Source organism: Flavobacterium sp. AG291, assembly GCF_003350375.1.
Classification (GTDB): Bacteria; Bacteroidota; Bacteroidia; order Flavobacteriales; family Flavobacteriaceae; genus Flavobacterium; species Flavobacterium suzhouense.
In genome coordinates this window covers 68,212-87,491 of record NZ_QQAR01000007.1, presented here as the reverse complement: position 1 = coordinate 87,491, position 19,280 = coordinate 68,212, and the positions used below count along the sequence as shown (strand labels likewise).

Here is a 19,280-nt window from a genome sequence, read left to right as displayed (position 1 = left end):
TGAGTTGAGAAATGTTTTTCAGGCTTATTTTGGTTAGTAGATTTATACCACAACTAAAAACTTAAAATATGACAAATCCAGAAACTATTGTAAAGAAGATTTTTAATGGTATACACCGTGAAGAGGTCATTCTTGAAAAAATGATAAAGAAATTTGATGCTAAGGCAAAAAAGATAATTTATCATTTGTTTGGAGAAGGAGAAGAAATCCAGCTTACAAATGATATCAATACTATTCCTTCCAACGGAATAAAAATTAATACACCGGGGACTTATTATCTTACACAAGATATAATTTGGCTTCCAGGGACAAATGAAAAAAGTATAGCTATTAACATTACATGTAGCGATGTAGTCTTAGATTTAAACGGACATAAGATTACCGCAGTATCTTTAGATCATACTGCTGAAATTGTTGGGATAAATGCAGGCTCTCTTGAAGGTTGCAATAATATTACAATTCAGAATGGTGAGTTGGTTAATATGTCACTTCACGGTATTAGTGTAGGTTTAACCAGCAATTTAAATATCGTAAATGTAACAGTTAAAGGATCTGAATATACTTATTTTGGAACAGATCGGCTGGTAACGGCTTCGGGAATTTATGTTGAATTTTCTAACTACGTTAATATTACCCGTTGTACCGTAACGGGTGTAAAGGTTACATCGCCCGCATATGCAGGTATACAGTTATTTGCTTCGACAAATGCTACAATATCTAATAATTATGTAAATAATCTGGTTAATCTGGATGGAACTGTAACAGGTTTTAGTTATGTCGAAGGATGCAAGAAGGTTACAACATTTAATTGCCATTCGTCTGAATTCAGATCCCATTATCAAGCCAATCCATTAGGAAAAACTACCACTTTCGGGCATACTGTTTTAGGTTTTTTACCTACTGCCTGTTCTAATCTTCATTATGAAAATTGTACCGCCACCAATTTAAGGGGATGTTGTGATGATTGTCATGGGATGTCTATTTTTGATTCAAATGATGTTACTGTTACTGCTTTTAGGGCTACAGGTATACTAGACGGAGATGCTCCTGTTAATACCGGGGCAAAAGCAACGGGATTAGAAGTTTATGGTAATAATATAACTGTAAAATTTAGTGTAGTCGAAAATATATTCGCAATAGTTCCGCAGGATAAGCAGAGTTGCGGTTTTAGTGCCGCCGGCAACAATATTACTTTTGAATCTTGTGTTGCCAATAATGTTTTGGTATTTGACGAGAATAGAAACATAACCAATAATTATGATAAATATGGTTACGGAATAGGGTTTGGATGGGCACCGGATCCGCGAAAACCTTTTGTAGATATGTATGCAAAAGACACTATATATGTTAACTGCGGAGCGATATCTTGTCAGGTTGGGTTTGACACCTGGAATCATATTGATGGAAAATGGGAAAACTGGACTGTAGAAAATTGCGATATAAATGTATTGCAGCAGCCTGGCGCAAAAAGGATTTTTAGCATGAATAATTGCTCTGAATTACCACCCGATATGACAAGCCCTATGGTAATAAGCAACAATGCTTCTAATAATGATTTTATTCCTGCATTGAGTTTTTAGTTTATATTAATCTACTATCTGACAAGTCCTAAAATAGGTTGACTATTTTAGGACTTGTTAATTTTATGTAATTAAAATATAGTTACCTAAAATTTTTAGTGATATAACAATTTAAAGCAACTCTGTCGTATATTGTATTACTAAACTTAACTATATTTAATGAATATCTATCTTATACTTGTAACTCTGATAAGTCTTTCAGCAGTATTTACTTATATCAATCACCGTTTTATTAAAATGCCCTTTGTTATAGGGTTATTTTTCTTGTCTACTATTCTATCTTTGGTGATTTTAAGTGAACGATGGTGGGATTCGGGGCGTTACATGGAAACAAGAGCTTAACTACAAAGTCACCAATTTCAAATGGGCGGTCAAAGAATATTACAAAGTAGCTAAACAGATCGCCGAGTACTGCCTGGGCAGCTAGAGCAATTGCAATACCTCCAACCCCAAGACCGGCTATTATTGTGGTCACATTATACCCCATATTATCTATCAAAAACACTATGCCCAGTATCCATATTATTATGTTTACAATAGCTATAAGTCCGCCGGCTTGCTTCTCTTTGCTTTCACCGTCCTCATCCCGCTGAATAAAAGAGAATACAAATTTTTTAAAAGCAGCAATTACAATTTTAATGATATAGAATGTGATTGCCATCATGTATGCCACATGCAAAATATTCCTAAGCTTTTCAGGTAAATTTAAGGTTTGAATAGAGAAGTAAACTGTAGTTATGTACAGTATTGGGAAGATGCTTTTTTCGATAATCCCTAAAAGAAACTCATCCCAAGTAGTTGAGGTAGAGGCGGCCCATTTTTTAAGCCTTCTGAAAATGTAATGCTTAAATATTTTCAGGGCAATAAATGTTATAACTATTATGGCTATTACCATAAGCCAGTTATAAATAGTGTTTCCCAGAAAAATGTTGTCTAAAAACTCGTTCATACTTCTTATTTTTTGTATATAATAAATAGTACCGGTTTTATAACAATAGCAATAGTACCCAAATATAATATGGGAGTAATGCCTGACATGAGCGATGATTAACCTTCGAGGAAAAATTGATTAGCAATGTAATCGGGGTGGCCAAAATGGCGAATGCACATGCACGGTAAAATAGGCATATTGTTACGGTGCCGGTATGTAATTACGAATGTAGGCTTTTATTTATGGGTTTGCAAACCATCGCTGGTTAAATCTTTATTATTATGTTCAGAACGGAATAGTTACGATTGATAATGTAAATTTTAGCTTAAAGCATCTTTTATGCGTTCTTCATTTGTAACGTTTGAAAGATTAATTGCTGTCTCTATCAGGGCAAGGTGAGAATAGGCCTGCGGGAAATTGCCTAAAAGTCTTTTAGTTTCAAAATCAATATCCTCACTAAAGAGCCCCAAATGATTACTATAAGACAATAGCTGATCGAAAAGAGCAAGGGCTTTTTTACCTTCACCAATCTTATAAAGGCTGTTTATAAACCAAAACGTACATATCGTAAAAGAAGAAGATGGCAATCCAAAATCGTCTTTGTTTTTATAACGGTATAAAAGACCTTTATGACTTAGCTCTTTTTCAATGGCATGAACAGTGCTGATATAACGAGGATCGGAAGCTTCAATTATTCCGTAGCTTTCCATTAATAATACAGAAGCATCGAGATCTGAAGAACCATAAGATTGGGTAAAAGCATTACAGTCATTATTCCAGGCATTTTCAAAAACATCTTTTTTTATGGCATCGGCCAGAGGTATCCATTTTTGGGCTTTGGCCTTTTTGTCAAGTAATAAAGCTACTTTTATTGCTCTGTCTATAGCTGTCCAGCATAATACTTTTGAAAATGTAAAATGACGCTCTTCTGTTCGAAATTCCCATATTCCTTTATCGGGTTCCTGCCAGTGCTGTTGTACCACCCATACAATACCTTTAGTAATATTCCATAATTCCTCTCCATTTTCAATGCTATTGCTAAAATGTGTAAGTTGCTGGTAAATTACATCCATCAGGATTCCATAAATATCATTTTGGCGTTGTGAATAGGCAGCATTTCCTATTCGTACAGGTTTTGAATCATAATATCCTGAGAGATGATCAAGGGTTTCTTCGGTCAGTTTTTTTTCGCCGTTTATGCCATACATTATCTGGAGTTTCTCATCCTTATCAGGAACAAGGCTTATAATAAAACGGAGATAATCACGCGCCATTTCATAATGGCCAAGTTCGTGAACAACCTTGACAACCATCGATGCATCACGGATCCAACAAAACCTGTAATCCCAATTACGGACTTCTCCAATGGTTTCAGGTAAAGATGTTGTAGCAGCGGCTAATACAGCTCCTGTCTTTTCATAGGACAATAATTTGAGCGTTATGGCACTTCTGGATATTTGTTGTGCATAGCGGCTATATGTTGTTGTTCTTTCACTCCAGTTAAGCCAATATGTTTTTGTTCGTTGGAGTTCAAGTTCAACTTTTTTAAGCGTTGGAACAAATATTTTTTCGTTATAAGTTAGTAGTAAAAAAGCTTTCTCAGTAAGAAATATTTCTTCTTCAGAAAGTACTTTATTCTTATCCAGATTTGTATATAGGAATGTTGAATCGAATTTCTTGTTATCGGTAACACTGATAATAAAATCTTCTTTTATATAACTTCTTGTTTCTTCAAACGCATATTCCAGCTTAGGGTCATATTTTACGTAAAAAGAAGGATTTCCTGAAACAGGTCTCAAGTAGCGTATTATTTCAGGTGGTGAATAAAAACCTTTGGTTTCTTCACCATATCGGGGCATGAAATCAATAAGTTCAAAAGCATCTTTGCCATTGTCAAATTTGGTAATCAATATTGCAGTATCTTCCATGTAATATTGATTTATTTTGTAATCATCAGTAGTTTTTATACAAAAATTACCGCCAATTTTTTCATCAAGAAGTTTTGCAAAAATTGAAGAAGAATCAAACTCTGGCAAGCAGCACCAATCAATAGAACCTTTGTTTGAAACCAATGCTGCGCTGCGGCAATTACCAATTATGCCGAAATTTAAATTAGTCATAAAATGTGTATTTGGATAGGTTGTAGGCTTTCAATTTTTTAAATTTACAAAAATCGACTTATTAATCCAAAATACTTTTGATGAATAAAACAATTATAGTTTCTAACCGTCTGCCAATCGAATTACAATTTGAAAATGAAAAAATGCATATAAAAAGCAGCGTTGGGGGATTAGCTACAGGCTTAAAATCCATCCATTCTGATGGTGATGGCATTTGGGTAGGATGGTCAGGAATTACCGAAGATGAGTTAACGCCGGTTCAATCCCAAAAGGTAGACGAAGCACTTGACGTACATAAATGTATCAGGGTACCGCTTACGGAATATGAAATTGAAAATTATTATCATGGTTTTAGTAATAAGGCACTTTGGCCACTGTTTCATTATTTTCAGGCTTATACAGAATTTGAACTTGAACAATGGGATTCGTATAAAATGGTTAATAACAAATTTGCTGAAATTGTCATTAAGCACGCCGAAGAAGGTGATACAGTATGGATACATGATTATCAGCTTCTTTTATTGCCTCAATTATTAAGGGAACAGCGTCCGGACCTTACAATTGGTTTTTTTCTCCATATCCCTTTTCCTTCATTTGAGCTTTTTCGTACTTGTCCGTGGAGGGATGAACTTTTATACGGCGTATTAGGAGCCGACCTAATAGGTTTTCATACCTATGATTATGTTCGACATTTTCTTTCATCTACATCAAGACTTGCAGGTCTTGATGTGCATTTCAATGAAGTTAATTATGGAGATAGAACTGTAAAGGTAGACTTTTTCCCTATGGGCATTGATTATGACCGGTATCATTCCGCTGCAATAGAACATGCTGCAAGACCGGAGGAAGCAAAGTCACAACTCAGAAAAAGCATTGAACAGCATAATTCTAATAACATGGAATCAAGACTTGTGCTTTCTATAGACAGAATGGATTATACAAAGGGAATACCTAACCGAATAAAGGCATTTGAGTATTTTTTAAATAAGTATCCTGAGTTTAAAGGTAAAGTCCGTTTGTTAATGCTTGCTGTTCCTTCAAGGGAGAAAGTAATGCAATACCAGCACCTTAAACGTGAAACGGATGAATTGGTAGGTAGGGTTAACGGACAATTTGCTACAGTAAACTGGACCCCAATATGGTATTTTTATCGTTCAATGCAATTTGATGATCTTGTAGATCTTTATGCCTCTTCAGATGTAGCTATGATCACACCTCTAAGAGATGGGATGAATCTTGTGGCTAAAGAGTATGTTGCTACCAGGATTGATGGTAGTGGCGTACTGATTTTAAGTGAAATGGCTGGCTCAGCACAAGAAATGCATCAGGCGTTATTGGTAAATCCAAACAATTTTGAGCAGCTTGCCGATAGCTTAAAAACTGCTTTAGAAATGCCTGAACAAGAACAGGCAATAAGGCTCGCAGCGCTACAAAAAGGGGTGTCGAAGCATAATGTAGAAAGATGGGCTAATGCTTTTATAAACTCTCTAACAGAAATTAAATCACAAATTGCTCCTGTTTTTCCAGACAGATATACTGATGGTGACAATGAAATGCTGAAAAATCATTATTCCGAATCCGGTAAAAAATTATTACTCCTTGATTATGACGGGACTTTGGTAGGTTTTAAAGACAATCCTTTAGATGCTAGCCCCGATGAGGAACTCTATAGTTATCTTGATTGTCTCGCTAAACATAAAGATACAGAAATTGCTATAATCAGCGGAAGGGATCGTGCTACCTTAGAAAATTGGTTTGGACATAAAGACTATACAATAATTACAGATCACGGCGTATGGCTAAGAAGAAAAAGTGAAGGCTGGACACGTCTTGCAAAAGCTGATAGTGATTGGAAAAGAAATATTAAGCCTATTTTAGAAAATTTTTCAGATTGTACGCCGGGAGCTTTTGTAGAAGAAAAAGAATATTCACTTGCCTGGCATTATCGTCGTTCGGATGCCGAACTGGCACAATTTCGTATAAAGGAAATTAAACATATGCTTACTGAAACACTCGAAAGTAGCTCACTTTCACTGCTGGAGGGTAACAAAGTTCTGGAAATAAAAAGTGATTCAGTAAATAAAGGCCGAGCTGCTGCACGATTACTGGCGGACACAAAATATGATTTTATTTTGTCAATAGGTGATGACTGGACTGATGAATTTATGTTTGAGGAATTACCTGTAGAGGCTTATACTGTTAAGGTTGGTACTAGTAAAACTGCAGCAAGATATTTTGTGAAAAACTTTGAAGAGGTGCGTAAAATACTAAAATCATTGTGTTAGCATAAAACTATATTATTTAGGTGATCTTGTTAGTGAATGCTCTAGAATCCGTCATAGTGTCTGTAGATACAGTTATTTGTTTAGTTTTAATAAGTTCCGGACAATAGTGATGTACTTATAACAATTGAGTGTAGTTTGTACATGACAAAAGGACGGGTTTTTTAGATATAATATCATTTCAGTTTTTTGGCATACTTTTTATGTCTAATAGTGTGTAATCCAAAGTAAAAAAAGAAAGGAAATTTAAAATGCTAAAATGGATTGATGTTATACGATTTGCCAGTGCAGGTAACCCTGTGCCTGATAAAAAAATTGTAAAGAAAAATGAAGAGTGGCAGATGCTGCTTTCACCTGAAGAATTCAGGATAACCCGATTAAAAGGTACAGAGCGTGCCCATAGCTCAGAGATGTGTTCACTATTTGAACCCGGAAAATATGCCTGCGTTTGCTGCGGTACTTTACTTTTTGATGCTAATCAAAAATTTGAAAGCAGTACAGGATGGCCTTCGTTTACCCAACCTGTTGCCCAAAATGCCATTGCTTACAATAAAGACATAAGTTATGGTATGGTACGTATAGAGACCGTCTGCAATACCTGTGACGCTCATTTAGGACATGTTTTTCCCGATGGGCCTGAGCCTGGCGGATTACGATATTGTATGAATGCTGTAGCTCTTAAAAAAGTGGAAAGCAACGAAAGAAAAGCAACTTTTGGAGGTGGATGTTTTTGGTGTACAGAAGCTATATTTACTCAGCTTAAAGGAGTTTCGAAAGTAGAGAGCGGGTATAGTGGCGGTAAGATCACAAATCCTACATATAGAGAAGTGTGTAGTGGATTGACTGGCCATGCAGAAGTTGTTGAAGTAACTTATGATCCTGATGAAATATCGTATGCAGATTTACTTCGCATACATTTAAGTACTCATAATCCGACTACTCTTAACAGGCAGGGTGCCGATGTAGGAACGCAATACAGGAGTGTTGTTTTCTACAGGAATGAAGATGAAAAAACTACAGTTTTAGAGATTATTTCTGAGTTGCAGGAAGCATATGATATGCCTATAGTAACTGAAGTTAGTCCATTAGATTATTTTTATAAGGCAGAGGATTATCATCAGGATTATTATGTCAACAATTCTCAGGAAGGCTATTGTCAGGCCGTCATCGATCCTAAATTAAGGAAGTTTAGGGAGCTATTTAAAAGCAGGCTCAAAGATACAGAGCAGGAGATAAACGATAATCGTGTTTAAAAAAGCCGGTTTTGGAGGAGGTTGCCACTGGTGTACTGAAGCGGTATTTTCTTCTTTACAGGGTGTTAAGTCTGTAAAGCAGGGGTGGATAGGTTCTACCGGGAATAATTCTTACTTTTCGGAAGGAGTAATTATTGAATTCGACGAAAGTGTTATTTCTTTTGAAATACTTATTGCTATTCATCTTTATACACACAGCAGTACATCACAACATTCAATGAGAGGTAAATATCGTTCAGCTGTCTACGTATTTGATGATCGTGACGCTGAAATTGCAATGCAAACTATGGATACCTTACAATCTGAATTTAATGAACCTTTTGTAACTAAGGTTTTACCATTTAAGGAGTTTTCGCTCAGTAGGGATGAACTACTGGATTATTATTTCAGTAACCCACAAAAACCTTTTTGCGAACGTTATATAACACCTAAATTAAAACTCATTATGGAACGGTTTTCTAACGTTGCTAATAATGATAAATTAAAGCATCTGTAATAATTTATTAGTCAGATGCATATTATATTATGGAAATAACAAATAAAAAAACGGCATACTCAATACTGGAACTTGCAATAGTATCGAGTGGCCTTTCGATAGAAGAAACATTTAAAAACAGTGTAGACCTTGCCAGGAAAGCGGAGGATATGGGATACAGCCGATTATGGCTTGCTGAACATCATAATATGGTTCACGTGGCCAGCGTGGCAACATCCATATTGATTGGTCATATAGCAGGACATACCAAAAGCATCAGAGTAGGTTCTGGTGGTATAATGCTGCCCAATCATTCACCACTTATAGTAGCAGAGCAGTTTGGAACACTCGGAAGACTTTACCCTGACAGGATTGATTTAGGACTGGGTAGGGCACCGGGTACCGACCAGATTACTGCACATGCTATACGTAGTGACAGGATGCAAGCGGTACATAATTTTGAAAGAGAAATTGAACAAATACAAAAATATTTCTCAACAGAAAATGAGTGGTCTCAGGTGCGTGCTGTTGTAGCCGAGGGTGTTGGCGTGCCGCTTTATATTTTAGGCTCAAGCCTGGATAGTGCACATCTTGCAGCAAAAATAGGGCTCCCATATGCTTTTGCAAGCCATTTTGCCACAGGATTACTGCATGAGGCTCTTGATATATACCGAAAAGAATTTCAGCCTTCAGAATATCTTGCAAAACCATATACTATTGCAGGTGTTAATGTGATCGCTGCGGATACAGATGACGAGGCAGAACGCAATTTCACTTCTCTTATCCGTATGTTTCTTGGTATACTGACAGGGAAGAGAGAGCCTTTACAACCGCCGATTGAAATGACTGATGAACTGATGATGATTCAGCATAATCCTGCAGTACGTGAGATGCTTAAATACTCTTTTGTGGGTAGAAAAGAGGCTGTAGCCAAACAGTTAGACAGATTTCTTCGTGAAACTGGTGTAGACGAACTAATGGTAGTATCTAATATGCACAAACATGAGGATAGGATAAAATCCTATAGCATATTGTCTGAAATATTGAAGGAACGAAATAATTAACAGGATGTGTATATTTGATATAAAATAAAGATATCTATGAAAAAAATAGGATTTTTATCATTTGGACATTGGGCTAATCATCCGTCTTATCAGGCTCGTACAGCGAGTGATACGTTGCTGCAATCTATTGATTTGGCAGTAGCTGCTGAAGAAATAGGTTTGGATGGTGCTTACTTTAGGGTACATCATTTTGCCCGTCAGTTAGCATCGCCTTTTCCATTGCTTTCGGCTATTGGTGCAAAAACCAGCAAAATAGAGATTGGTACAGGTGTAATTGATATGCGTTATGAAAACCCATTATACATGGTGGAAGATGCAGGTGCTGCCGACCTTATTTCAGAAGGTCGTTTGCAGTTGGGCATAAGCAGGGGATCACCGGAGCAGGTTATTGACGGTTGGCGTTACTTTGGCTATGAACCTGAAAGTGGAGATACAGATGCAGATATGGGACGTAAAAAAGCGTTGGAATTTTTAAAAAGGCTTGATGGTGTGGGTTTTGCACAACCAAATCCGCAACCTATGTTCCCTAATCCACCTGGGCTATTACGTCTTGAGCCGCATTCTGAAGGATTGCGCGAGCGAATATGGTGGGGCGCTGCTTCTAATGCTACAGCTGTATGGGCTGCTGAACAGGGTATGCATCTTCAGAGTTCGACACTAAAATATGATGAAAACGGTAAACCTTTTCATATTCAGCAAGCAGAACAGATCAGGATGTACAAAGAGGCCTGGAAAAATGCCGGTCATCAGCGCGAACCAAGAGTTTCGGTAAGTCGTTCGATTTTTGCATTGGTAAACGATCAGGATCGCTATTATTTCGGTCAGCAGGGAAGGGGAGATGATAGTTTTGGCTATATAGAAAGTGACAAGCGTGCTATTTTTGGAAAGAGCTATGCCGACGAACCGGATAAACTAATTGAGGAACTGGCTAAGGATGATGCTATCAAAGAAGCAGATACTTTATTACTTACCATACCAAACACACTAGGTGTTGATTATAATGTACATGTAATGTCAGCTATAATGGAGCATGTGGCTCCGGCACTAGGATGGCGATAATATAAAATTTAAAGGTACTGCCTCACTTTTGAGGCGGTCCTTTTTTGTTTTATCATAATAAGAAACTTATATTTCTGATGGTTCAGATATGTTTTAGACATCTCGTGAGAATAAAGTATTCTGTCACTTGAATATTAGGAGGTGCTAAAATAAATATTTCACTTATCAATAACACCCATTTTCGTCATTAAAAAGGTTGCGCTTTTGTTTCGGCAAACTCCATCACGAAGCTGATAATCAAAGTATAATTCATTATCTACTATTTGGGCCTCAAAACAGCGATTTACTAATTTTTCAGGATGCGTATCAGCAAGACTGCAAACTTCTATGTCATGAGTTGCAATGGATCCTATCGCTTTAAGGGCGATCATTTTTTCAATAACCTTAATAGTGCCACTATGTTTATCATCAGAATTAGTTCCTTTCAATATCTCGTCAAGTAAAACAAAAGCTCTGTTGTTAGCAAGTGCATCGATAATATATTTAAGACGTTTTACTTCGGCAAAGAAATATGATTCATTATCAGAAAGCGAATCAGACAATCGCATTGAAACTAATACTGGTAATGGATGAATGATAGCCTTTTCTGCACATACTGGAGCGCCAGCTCCTGCAAGTACCATATTTACCCCTAAACTGCGTAGAAATGTACTCTTACCCGACATATTAGAGCCTGTGAGTATCATAAAGTTTTTATCAAAATTAATGTCATTCCCAATTCTTTTTCCCTTTCTTAGAAGTGGATGAGCCAGGTTTTGAAATTCAATTTTAAAATCAGAATTGAGCTCGGGAAAAACAAATTCAGGATTGTTGTAATACAAATTTCCAAAGCTTCCTAAAGCTTCTATTTCGGCAATGGTGTCCAGCCAGACAACTATGCTATCTGCATATTGCTTTTTCCATTTCCATAAGGCTTTGAGAGAATTAAGGTGAAACAACAAGGCTCCGTTAAACAATAAAGCCCCAAGCAGGTTATTTATACTGTCCAGCCTGGAAAAAAGTACCGCAAGCCTTCTAATTTCTTTTGAAGCTTTTTTATTATCATTGATAAAGATATTTTGTAAAGCTTTCAATTTTTCTGATTCAAAAGATTGGCTTTCAATCTCTTTAATTATAAGGCCATAGTGATGAATTATTTCATCTACCTCAGTAATATCTTTTGTTTCAGCCTTAATAGTTTTTAAATGTAATAATGTAAACAGTAAATTAAACCCAAAACACCATCCGGCTACATCTCCAAACAAACCATTGCCTGTAATTACATATACCAGAAAAAAACAAATAAATGCTATAGGTCCTGTGTATAATAATATATTAGCAATGGGAGACATTTTGGCTGTTCTAGCATCAGCCCATTTTACTAATTGATTGTAAATTTCCTCACTATCCGGCTTTACCATAGCCAGTGCCATGATTTCCTGTCTGAATTCTGCTTTATTAGCCAGTTCTCTTGCTGCTTCCTGATTTTGAATAATTGTGCTTTGCGGAAGTAATTTATTTAATAAATCAGCCAGCCTTTTATTGCCCTTATAGGTTTTGGTTCGATTAAGATTGTGAAAAAGTGATTTTCGTCCGTAGATATCCAGATCAAAGGTATAAGGGTGAAAATGGTCTTCAAATTCTTCACCATCATTAAAAGGAATTGAAATACCGTTAAGATAGTCCATCTCATCCTTGTTGATTTTTACTAATGCCTCAGCACGTAATTTTTTATTACGAACAACAACATGACGATTCATCAGCAGAATAAACTCTACTATACAAAATGCCATACCCCAAAGTAAAAGAGAGGTTTTCTCAGTTGTAAGACTATAATAGCCTAAAACAAGAAAAACTAACGCCATTAACAATCTTGACGTGCTAATAATATTATATCGGGTAGTTAGCCTTTTTAAATCCTGTAAAAAAGCTTCCCTGCGTTTTTCGTAGAACTCCATATACACATCACAATTAAAATTAAATATCCTGCAATGGCAGGATATTTCTTTTAGCCTTCATGAAATACCAGTAAAGGTATTTTGGTATGATAGGCCATTTTTTTTGTGAGACTGCGATGGAAAAGCCCTTCAAAGAATCCACGTTTATGCGTACGCATAACCAGCATCCCTACGCGCTGGTTTTGTATAAAATCAAGTATGGTTTGTTCAATATGATCGCCGGCAATATTAAAGAAATCAATTTTTTCACTTTGATAATATATTTTCCATTCATTGATTCTTTCCTCAATATCCTCCGGATCATCATCATTCTTAATATAAAGACATAGTACCGATGCCTCAAATTTTTTAGCAATCTCGAGTGTTTTAGCAAGAGCGTCGTTGTCCTTGTCTTTGTATTGAGTTGTAAACGCAATACTTTTTATCGGATGATATTCTGCTTCTGCAGGTATACCTAATACAGGGACTTTTGCATTGGTAATTACTGAAGCAGTAGAAGAGCCAATAAAGGTTTCTTTTAAGCCACTCGCTCCTTTTGTCCCCATAACAATCAGGTCTATATTATCGTCGTTACAAACCTTGTTTATGTTATATATAAGATCACCATAAAGCAGTACATTTCTCATTTTTACGTGTCCAAGGTTCCTTCGCTCGGCAATTTTGTGCAATTCGGGCAATTGTTCCCTAAAGCTTTCAAATTGGTTCATTTCCACTATGTCGAATATTTCTTTTGTCGATTCCGGCAACGGCGGTGTTTCAACTATTGGCAAATCATATACATGCAGCACTACCAGTTCGGCCCCAAAGGAGTCAGCAAACCTGAGAGCATAAATGAACGCCGTTTGTGCAGCTTCAGAAAAATCTGTTGGAAAAAGAATTTGTTTCATAATAGCGGTATTGGTATACTATAAAATTACAAAAAAATACCGAGGCTTCTTACATTTCAACCATGAGCTTTTTGTTAAAAAAATAAGGGCTGCCAATGGCAGCCCTCAACGTTGTTGTGTATTTCGAATTTATTATAGTTTATTAAAAGTATCAACATAAGTACCGGTTATGGTAACATTGTTTCCTTTAGTTACGGTTCCGAAGATTGTTATTGATGACCCCGAACCTACAAATTCAAGCTTGGCTCCACTGTTTAATACCATATTTCCGTAAACTACAACCGAACCTTCTATTTTCAGCGTTGCATTGCTGTTTACATTTAATGAGTTGTATGGGTTAAATACTGAACCCTGAGCTAAAGCCCCTCTCATATAAAATACACCGCCACTATTTACGTTAAGCCCTTGTGAAACAGATAGTGATCCACACCATGTCAGATTGGCATTTACATTTACTCCTGTAAGTGCTGCTGCTCCCTGATATTGTTTTGTCTCACCAGAATTTACGTTTAACCAGTTTGATCCTGTATAAAGAGGAAAAGATGTACAGTTTGTTACAGTTCCTGAACTTGCAGAAACCATTTTAACTATTTTAAGACCTCCATTACCCATAGCTGCAAAGATGTAGTCTCCTGAACTTGTGAGATAGTTACAAGAACTGTTTCCGCTTAGAGAAATTGAACCCAGGAAACTCAAAACAGAGTTGGTATTTTTATATATGTACATACCGGCTCCGCCATTGGCAACAAATACGTTATCATTATTAACAGACACTGCATTGGTAGTTATATCATTAGCAGTAACTCCTGATACATTTGTTGGTACAGGAATAGTCTGTGTTTTTAAACCTGTAGAAATATTATATACTCCGAGTCCATTATAACCTTCAGAAACAAGTAATGATGTTGTTCCGATGAAATCAACTGTTCTTTTAGCTGCAGCTACATCCTGAGATGTAGAAAACGAAAGTAGTTGAGTCAAACCATTAGCATTGTAAACTTTTACTCCCTGAGTTCCGCTTAGTACTACTATTTTGTTATCATTATAGCCTACAGCCCTTAAATCAGCTAAAGGAATTGTCATTTCAACAGCATTTGAAGTTTTATTAAGCTGATAAAGAGATCCGTTATCTCCTGAAACTGCATAATACTTAGATGTTGAAGATGTAACAGAAGTTCCTGTATTTCCAGTAAGAGATACCTGATTAAGTGTTGTAGTAAGCAAACCGTTATTAAGCGGCATTATTCCTGAAAAAGCTGCGGTACCGGCCGTCGGAAAGGCAGCTGTGCTTCTTGCCCCGGCCACATATAGTACACCGTTGTCATATTTAACACTACTTACGTCGGTGTTAGGCAATATAGCCTGAACCACAAGTTGAGGGGTGTTAGGATTTGAGATATTAATTACATCTATTGCTCCACCATAAGCCTCACCTTCAATATTGTAAGAGACATAGGCATAATTTCCATTGATAGCAACATGAGTAGCTTTTAAAGTTGCTCCGTTGTAACTTGGAGGAGCAACTTCTGCAACCAACACAAGTGGTAGCGAACCTGCAGTCTGGTCTGTTCTGTCTGAAGATCCTCCTTCTTCACGCATTGATAATACTCCGGCATTATCATATTTAACTCGTGTAGTAAGGTTTTGCGAGTCACTATTTAAAACAATGCCACCATTTGAAGGTCTGTCATCATCGTGTGTACATGATACAATAAAAAAAATAGCTGCCAGAGCTGAAAAACGCAATAGATTAATTTTCATATAAAATTTTTAGTTGTCGAAATTTATCAATTTAGAACAATTTCCAAAAAATATTTAACTTGTTCTTTACAAGTTCCTTTTTTAAATAAAAGGACATGTATGCTAACCGAATAAAAGATGTTATTTTCCATGACCATTCTGTTTTGATGAGACAAATATATTCTGGTAATTTCTCCTGTCATAAAAAATGCGGCAAAGCACAAATTAAGTGCGGTAAATAGGCTTATCTTTGCAAAAAATCATATAAGATGATACTACAAGATACGATAGTCGCCCTTGCTACCCCTTCAGGATCAGGAGCTATCGCCATTATAAGAATATCAGGGCCGGAGGCAATTACAATTGCGTCAAAGGTATTTGTATCTGTAAACGGAAAAGACATTACTAAACAAAAAACACACACATTACACCTTGGCCATATCGTAGACGATAATAAAACCTATGACCAGGTGCTACTTTCGTTATTTAAGGGTACTAATTCTTATACAGGTGAAAACACTGTGGAAATCTCTTGCCACGGATCAACATATATTCAACAGCAGATTATACAATTATTATTAAGAAAAGGCTGCCGTATGGCTAATGCAGGTGAGTTTACCTTGCGTGCTTTCCTGAATGCAAAACTTGACCTTTCACAGGCTGAAGCTGTAGCTGATCTTATTGCGTCGGATAATGAAGCTTCACACCAAATCGCTATGCAGCAAATGCGTGGAGGTTTTTCAAATGAAATAGCGAAACTACGTGAAGAATTGCTAAATTTTGCTTCGTTAATAGAGCTTGAACTTGATTTTGCAGAGGAAGATGTTGAATTTGCTGACCGTTCTCAGTTTACAGATTTACTTGAGCGAATTGTATTCGTGCTAAAAAGACTAATTGATTCGTTTGCTGTTGGAAATGTGATTAAGAACGGAATACCGGTAGCAATCGTAGGAGAACCAAATGTTGGTAAGTCTACCCTCTTGAATGCTTTACTTAACGAAGAACGCGCCATAGTATCAGACATTGCAGGGACTACGCGTGATACTATTGAAGATGAGCTGGTAATAAACGGAATAGGCTTCCGATTTATTGATACTGCCGGTATTCGTGAAACTAAGGACGTTGTAGAAAGCATAGGTATCAAAAAGACTTTTGAAAAAATTGAACAGGCACAGGTAGTTGTGTATTTAGTTGACGGTTATCAGTTAACAGCAGATACCTCTTCTCTTGATCGATTGAAAGTTGAAATTGAAAAAGTAAAAAATCAATTTCCTTTAAAACCTTTAGTAATCATTGGAAATAAAGCTGATAAACTCTCTACTGAGCAAAAAAAAGAAATCTTATCTGTAATCCCTGAACTACTTCTTATTTCCGCTAAAGAAAATATTGGCGTTGAAGAGTTAAAAGACAAGCTGCTGTCGTTTGTAAATACAGGCGCACTCCGTAATAACGAAACTATTGTGACCAATACCCGTCATTATGATTCATTATTAAAAGCCCTGGAAGAAATACAAAAAGTACAGTTTGGACTTCAGTCAGGCCTGCCAGCCGATCTAATGGCAATAGACATTCGTCAGGCGCTTTACTTTTTCGGAGAAATTACAGGACAGGTAACTAATGATGAGTTGCTTGGTAATATTTTCGCTAATTTCTGTATCGGAAAGTAAAATGTTTTTACAGTGATTTATCTTAGTTTTTAACACCTAATGAATTCTTAATTAATGTGTTAATGTTTTTAGTTGTTTGTAACTTTATATAAGAAATTAACTTCTAAAAACAGTATTATGCCATTTATAAAAACAAACTCAGTTAGCTTATCGGGTAACTCTGAAGAAGTGGAGTTATTCTATAAAGATGTTGGTAGGGGTAAGCCAATTATATTGATTCATGGCTGGCCTCTAAACCATGAGATGTGGGAATATCAGTTAAATGAACTCCCACGATATGATGTTAGAGTTATAGCTTATGACAGGAGAGGTTTTGGCAGATCGTCCAGACCATGGGATGGATATGATTACGATACTTTTGCATCTGACCTAAGAGCTGTTATAGATACATTAGATCTTAATGATGTTACGCTAGTAGGTTTTTCAATGGGAGGAGGAGAAGTTGCCCGTTATCTTGCCAATTATAATAATGATGGGAGGGTAGTGCGCGCAGCATTAGTAGGAGCTGTTACTCCTTTTTTACTTAAAACTGCCGATAATCCAAGGGGAATTCCAAAGGAACAATTTGACTCTATGAAAAAAGATATTGAAGAAGACAGGGCAAAATTCTTATCCGCTTTTGGAAAAACATTCTATGGTTATCATACCTTTAATCATCCGGTTAGTGAAGAATTTCTGCAGCACAATCTTACACGCTGCCTTAATGCTGCGCTATATGCTACTGTAAAATCAATGGATGCATGGTCTACAACTGACTTCAGAAATGATTTGACTAAGATTAAAACTCCATTACTTGTAATTCACGGAAGGGAAGACGAAACGGTACCAATAGAAATATCAGCAGAAGAAACGGTTAAAATTGTTCCTCATGCAGAGTATGTAGTATATGATGATGCACCGCATGGTCTTTTTTACACTCACAAAAATAAATTCAATGAGGATCTCCTAAGCTTTGTTGGTGGACATGCTATCGAGTCATATCATAAGTACAAGGGGTTTTAAATCATAATTTGAGACTTTAAATTTATTATATCAAGAAAAAGCCGTAACAAATTAATGTTACGGCTTTCATATAAAAAAGGATTGGTTAAATAGCTTATTTAGTTGTTAAGCATTACCGGCATAACCAGCATGGTAACAGTTTCGCCTTCGTCAAGACCATCTACCGGAGTAAGGATACCCGCACGGTTAGGTAATGACATCTCCAGCATGATCTCATCACTCTGAAGGTTGGTAAGCATTTCCGTAAGGAAACGTGAGTTGAAGCCTATCTGCATATCATCTCCCTGATAATCACAAGTCAAACGCTCTTCAGCTTTGTTTGAGTAATCGATATCCTCGGCAGAAATATTTAATTCAGTACCAGCAATTTTCAGGCGTATCTGGTGTGTAGTCTTGTTAGAGAAGATAGCCACACGACGAACAGAGCTTAATATTTGTGTTCTGTCGATAAGAAGCTTGTTAGGGTTCTCTTTAGGAATAACCGCTTCGTAGTTGGGATATTTTCCATCAATAAGACGACATGTAAGTACATAATTGTCAAATGAGAAAGTAGCATTTGAATCGTTGTATTCAATCTTTACTTCAGCATCAGATGATCCAAGGATACCTTTAAGTATAGTAAGCGGCTTTTTAGGCATGATAAAATCTGCAACCTGAGAAGCTTTTACGTCGGTTCTTGAGTATTTTACAAGTTTGTGTGCATCAGTAGCGACAAATATCAACCCTTCCGGAGAAAACTGGAAAAATACACCTGACATAACAGGTCTTAGGTCGTCGTTACCGGCAGCAAAAATAGTTTTGCTTACGGCAGTAGCCAGTACTTCTGCAGGCACAAGGGTAGAAGATGGATCTTCCAGTGTTACCGCTTTAGGAAATTCTTCACCGGCAGCATAAGCAAGAGCATACTTACCCGAATTAGAGCTAATTTCGATAGTATTGTTATCCTCTACTGTAAAAGTAAGTGGCTGCTCCGGGAACGTTTTTAAAGTTTCCAGTAAAAGTTTTGCCGGTACGGCTACACTTCCTTTGCTGTCTGAATCTATTTCTAAAGTAGCAGACATTGTAGTTTCCAAATCGGAAGCAGATACTTTTAATTCAGTACTGTCTAATTCAAAAAGGAAGTTATCAAGTATTGGCAACGTGTTGTTGCTGTTGATTACACTTCCTAAAACCTGCAATTGTTTTAGCAAATATGAACTGGATACTATAAATTTCATCTCTTTTTTGTTTATTTAGTTATAAAATCGGCTGATTTTACATTTCACAAATATATCGTAATCAAA

General features: G+C 36.6%; 14 protein-coding genes. 8 read left to right on the top strand and 6 right to left on the bottom strand.

All coding sequences use genetic code 11. The features are described 5' to 3' along the window. The first annotated feature begins 68 nt into the window (after positions 1-68). Positions 69-1,580: a right-handed parallel beta-helix repeat-containing protein gene (locus tag DEU42_RS09225; protein WP_114758006.1), complete on the top strand. Its 1,512-nt coding sequence runs from the start codon at positions 69-71 to the stop codon at positions 1,578-1,580. Between the two features lie 271 nt (positions 1,581-1,851). On the opposite strand, the gene DEU42_RS09215 is transcribed toward DEU42_RS09225, so the two are convergent. Then, the gene (locus DEU42_RS09215) at positions 1,852-2,529 is read right to left on the bottom strand and encodes a mechanosensitive ion channel domain-containing protein (protein ID WP_114758005.1); all 678 of its coding nucleotides are present in this window, start codon (positions 2,527-2,529) and stop codon (positions 1,852-1,854) included. Positions 2,530-2,831: 302 nt separating this feature from the next. Further along, positions 2,832-4,631, bottom strand: a complete 1,800-nt coding sequence (locus DEU42_RS09210; protein WP_114758004.1) for a glycoside hydrolase family 15 protein — start codon at positions 4,629-4,631, stop codon at positions 2,832-2,834. 80 nt (positions 4,632-4,711) lie between these two features. On the opposite strand from DEU42_RS09210, the gene DEU42_RS09205 reads away from it, so the two are divergent. The 5 genes from DEU42_RS09205 to DEU42_RS09185 all read left to right on the top strand — a co-directional run bounded on the left by DEU42_RS09205 (position 4,712) and on the right by DEU42_RS09185 (position 10,764). Then, a complete protein-coding gene (locus DEU42_RS09205) occupies positions 4,712-6,916 on the top strand; it encodes a bifunctional alpha,alpha-trehalose-phosphate synthase (UDP-forming)/trehalose-phosphatase (RefSeq protein ID WP_114758003.1) in 2,205 nt (734 codons plus the stop codon). Between the two features lie 248 nt (positions 6,917-7,164). Then, positions 7,165-8,166 carry a bifunctional methionine sulfoxide reductase B/A protein gene (locus DEU42_RS09200; protein WP_114758002.1) on the top strand — a complete coding sequence of 334 codons (1,002 nt, stop codon included), beginning with the start codon at positions 7,165-7,167 and terminating at the stop codon, positions 8,164-8,166. Then, positions 8,159-8,662, top strand: a complete 504-nt coding sequence (locus DEU42_RS09195) for a peptide-methionine (S)-S-oxide reductase (RefSeq protein ID WP_114758001.1) — start codon at positions 8,159-8,161, stop codon at positions 8,660-8,662. Before DEU42_RS09200 ends, DEU42_RS09195 begins: the two co-directional genes overlap by 8 nt. A 35-nt stretch (positions 8,663-8,697) precedes the next feature. Continuing rightward, the gene (locus DEU42_RS09190) at positions 8,698-9,705 is read left to right on the top strand and encodes an LLM class flavin-dependent oxidoreductase (protein WP_114758084.1); all 1,008 of its coding nucleotides are present in this window, start codon (positions 8,698-8,700) and stop codon (positions 9,703-9,705) included. Between the two features lie 36 nt (positions 9,706-9,741). Continuing rightward, positions 9,742-10,764 (top strand): LLM class flavin-dependent oxidoreductase, encoded by a 1,023-nt coding sequence (locus DEU42_RS09185; RefSeq protein ID WP_114758000.1) that lies wholly within the window; start codon positions 9,742-9,744, stop codon positions 10,762-10,764. Positions 10,765-10,922: 158 nt separating this feature from the next. Here DEU42_RS09185 and DEU42_RS09180 read toward each other — a convergent pair whose 3' ends face one another. The 3 genes from DEU42_RS09180 to DEU42_RS09170 all read right to left on the bottom strand — a co-directional run bounded on the left by DEU42_RS09180 (position 10,923) and on the right by DEU42_RS09170 (position 15,349). Further along, the gene (locus tag DEU42_RS09180) at positions 10,923-12,608 is read right to left on the bottom strand and encodes a MutS-related protein (protein ID WP_233506654.1); all 1,686 of its coding nucleotides are present in this window, start codon (positions 12,606-12,608) and stop codon (positions 10,923-10,925) included. Between the two features lie 143 nt (positions 12,609-12,751). After that, a complete protein-coding gene (locus tag DEU42_RS09175) occupies positions 12,752-13,588 on the bottom strand; it encodes a universal stress protein (RefSeq protein WP_114757998.1) in 837 nt (278 codons plus the stop codon). 132 nt (positions 13,589-13,720) lie between these two features. Further along, entirely contained in the window at positions 13,721-15,349 is a 1,629-nt protein-coding gene (locus tag DEU42_RS09170; RefSeq protein ID WP_114757997.1) for a hypothetical protein, read from the bottom strand. A gap of 248 nt (positions 15,350-15,597) precedes the next feature. Here DEU42_RS09170 and mnmE point away from each other — a divergent pair, with 248 nt between their 5' ends. Continuing rightward, complete coding sequence (gene mnmE, locus DEU42_RS09165) at positions 15,598-16,995, top strand: tRNA uridine-5-carboxymethylaminomethyl(34) synthesis GTPase MnmE (RefSeq protein ID WP_114757996.1); 1,398 nt, start codon at positions 15,598-15,600, stop codon at positions 16,993-16,995. Positions 16,996-17,112: 117 nt separating this feature from the next. Beyond that, positions 17,113-17,997, top strand: a complete 885-nt coding sequence (locus tag DEU42_RS09160; protein WP_114757995.1) for an alpha/beta fold hydrolase — start codon at positions 17,113-17,115, stop codon at positions 17,995-17,997. A 98-nt stretch (positions 17,998-18,095) separates the two neighbouring features. Here DEU42_RS09160 and dnaN read toward each other — a convergent pair whose 3' ends face one another. Next, positions 18,096-19,214, bottom strand: a complete 1,119-nt coding sequence (gene dnaN, locus DEU42_RS09155) for a DNA polymerase III subunit beta (RefSeq protein ID WP_114757994.1) — start codon at positions 19,212-19,214, stop codon at positions 18,096-18,098. Positions 19,215-19,280: the final 66 nt, after the last annotated feature.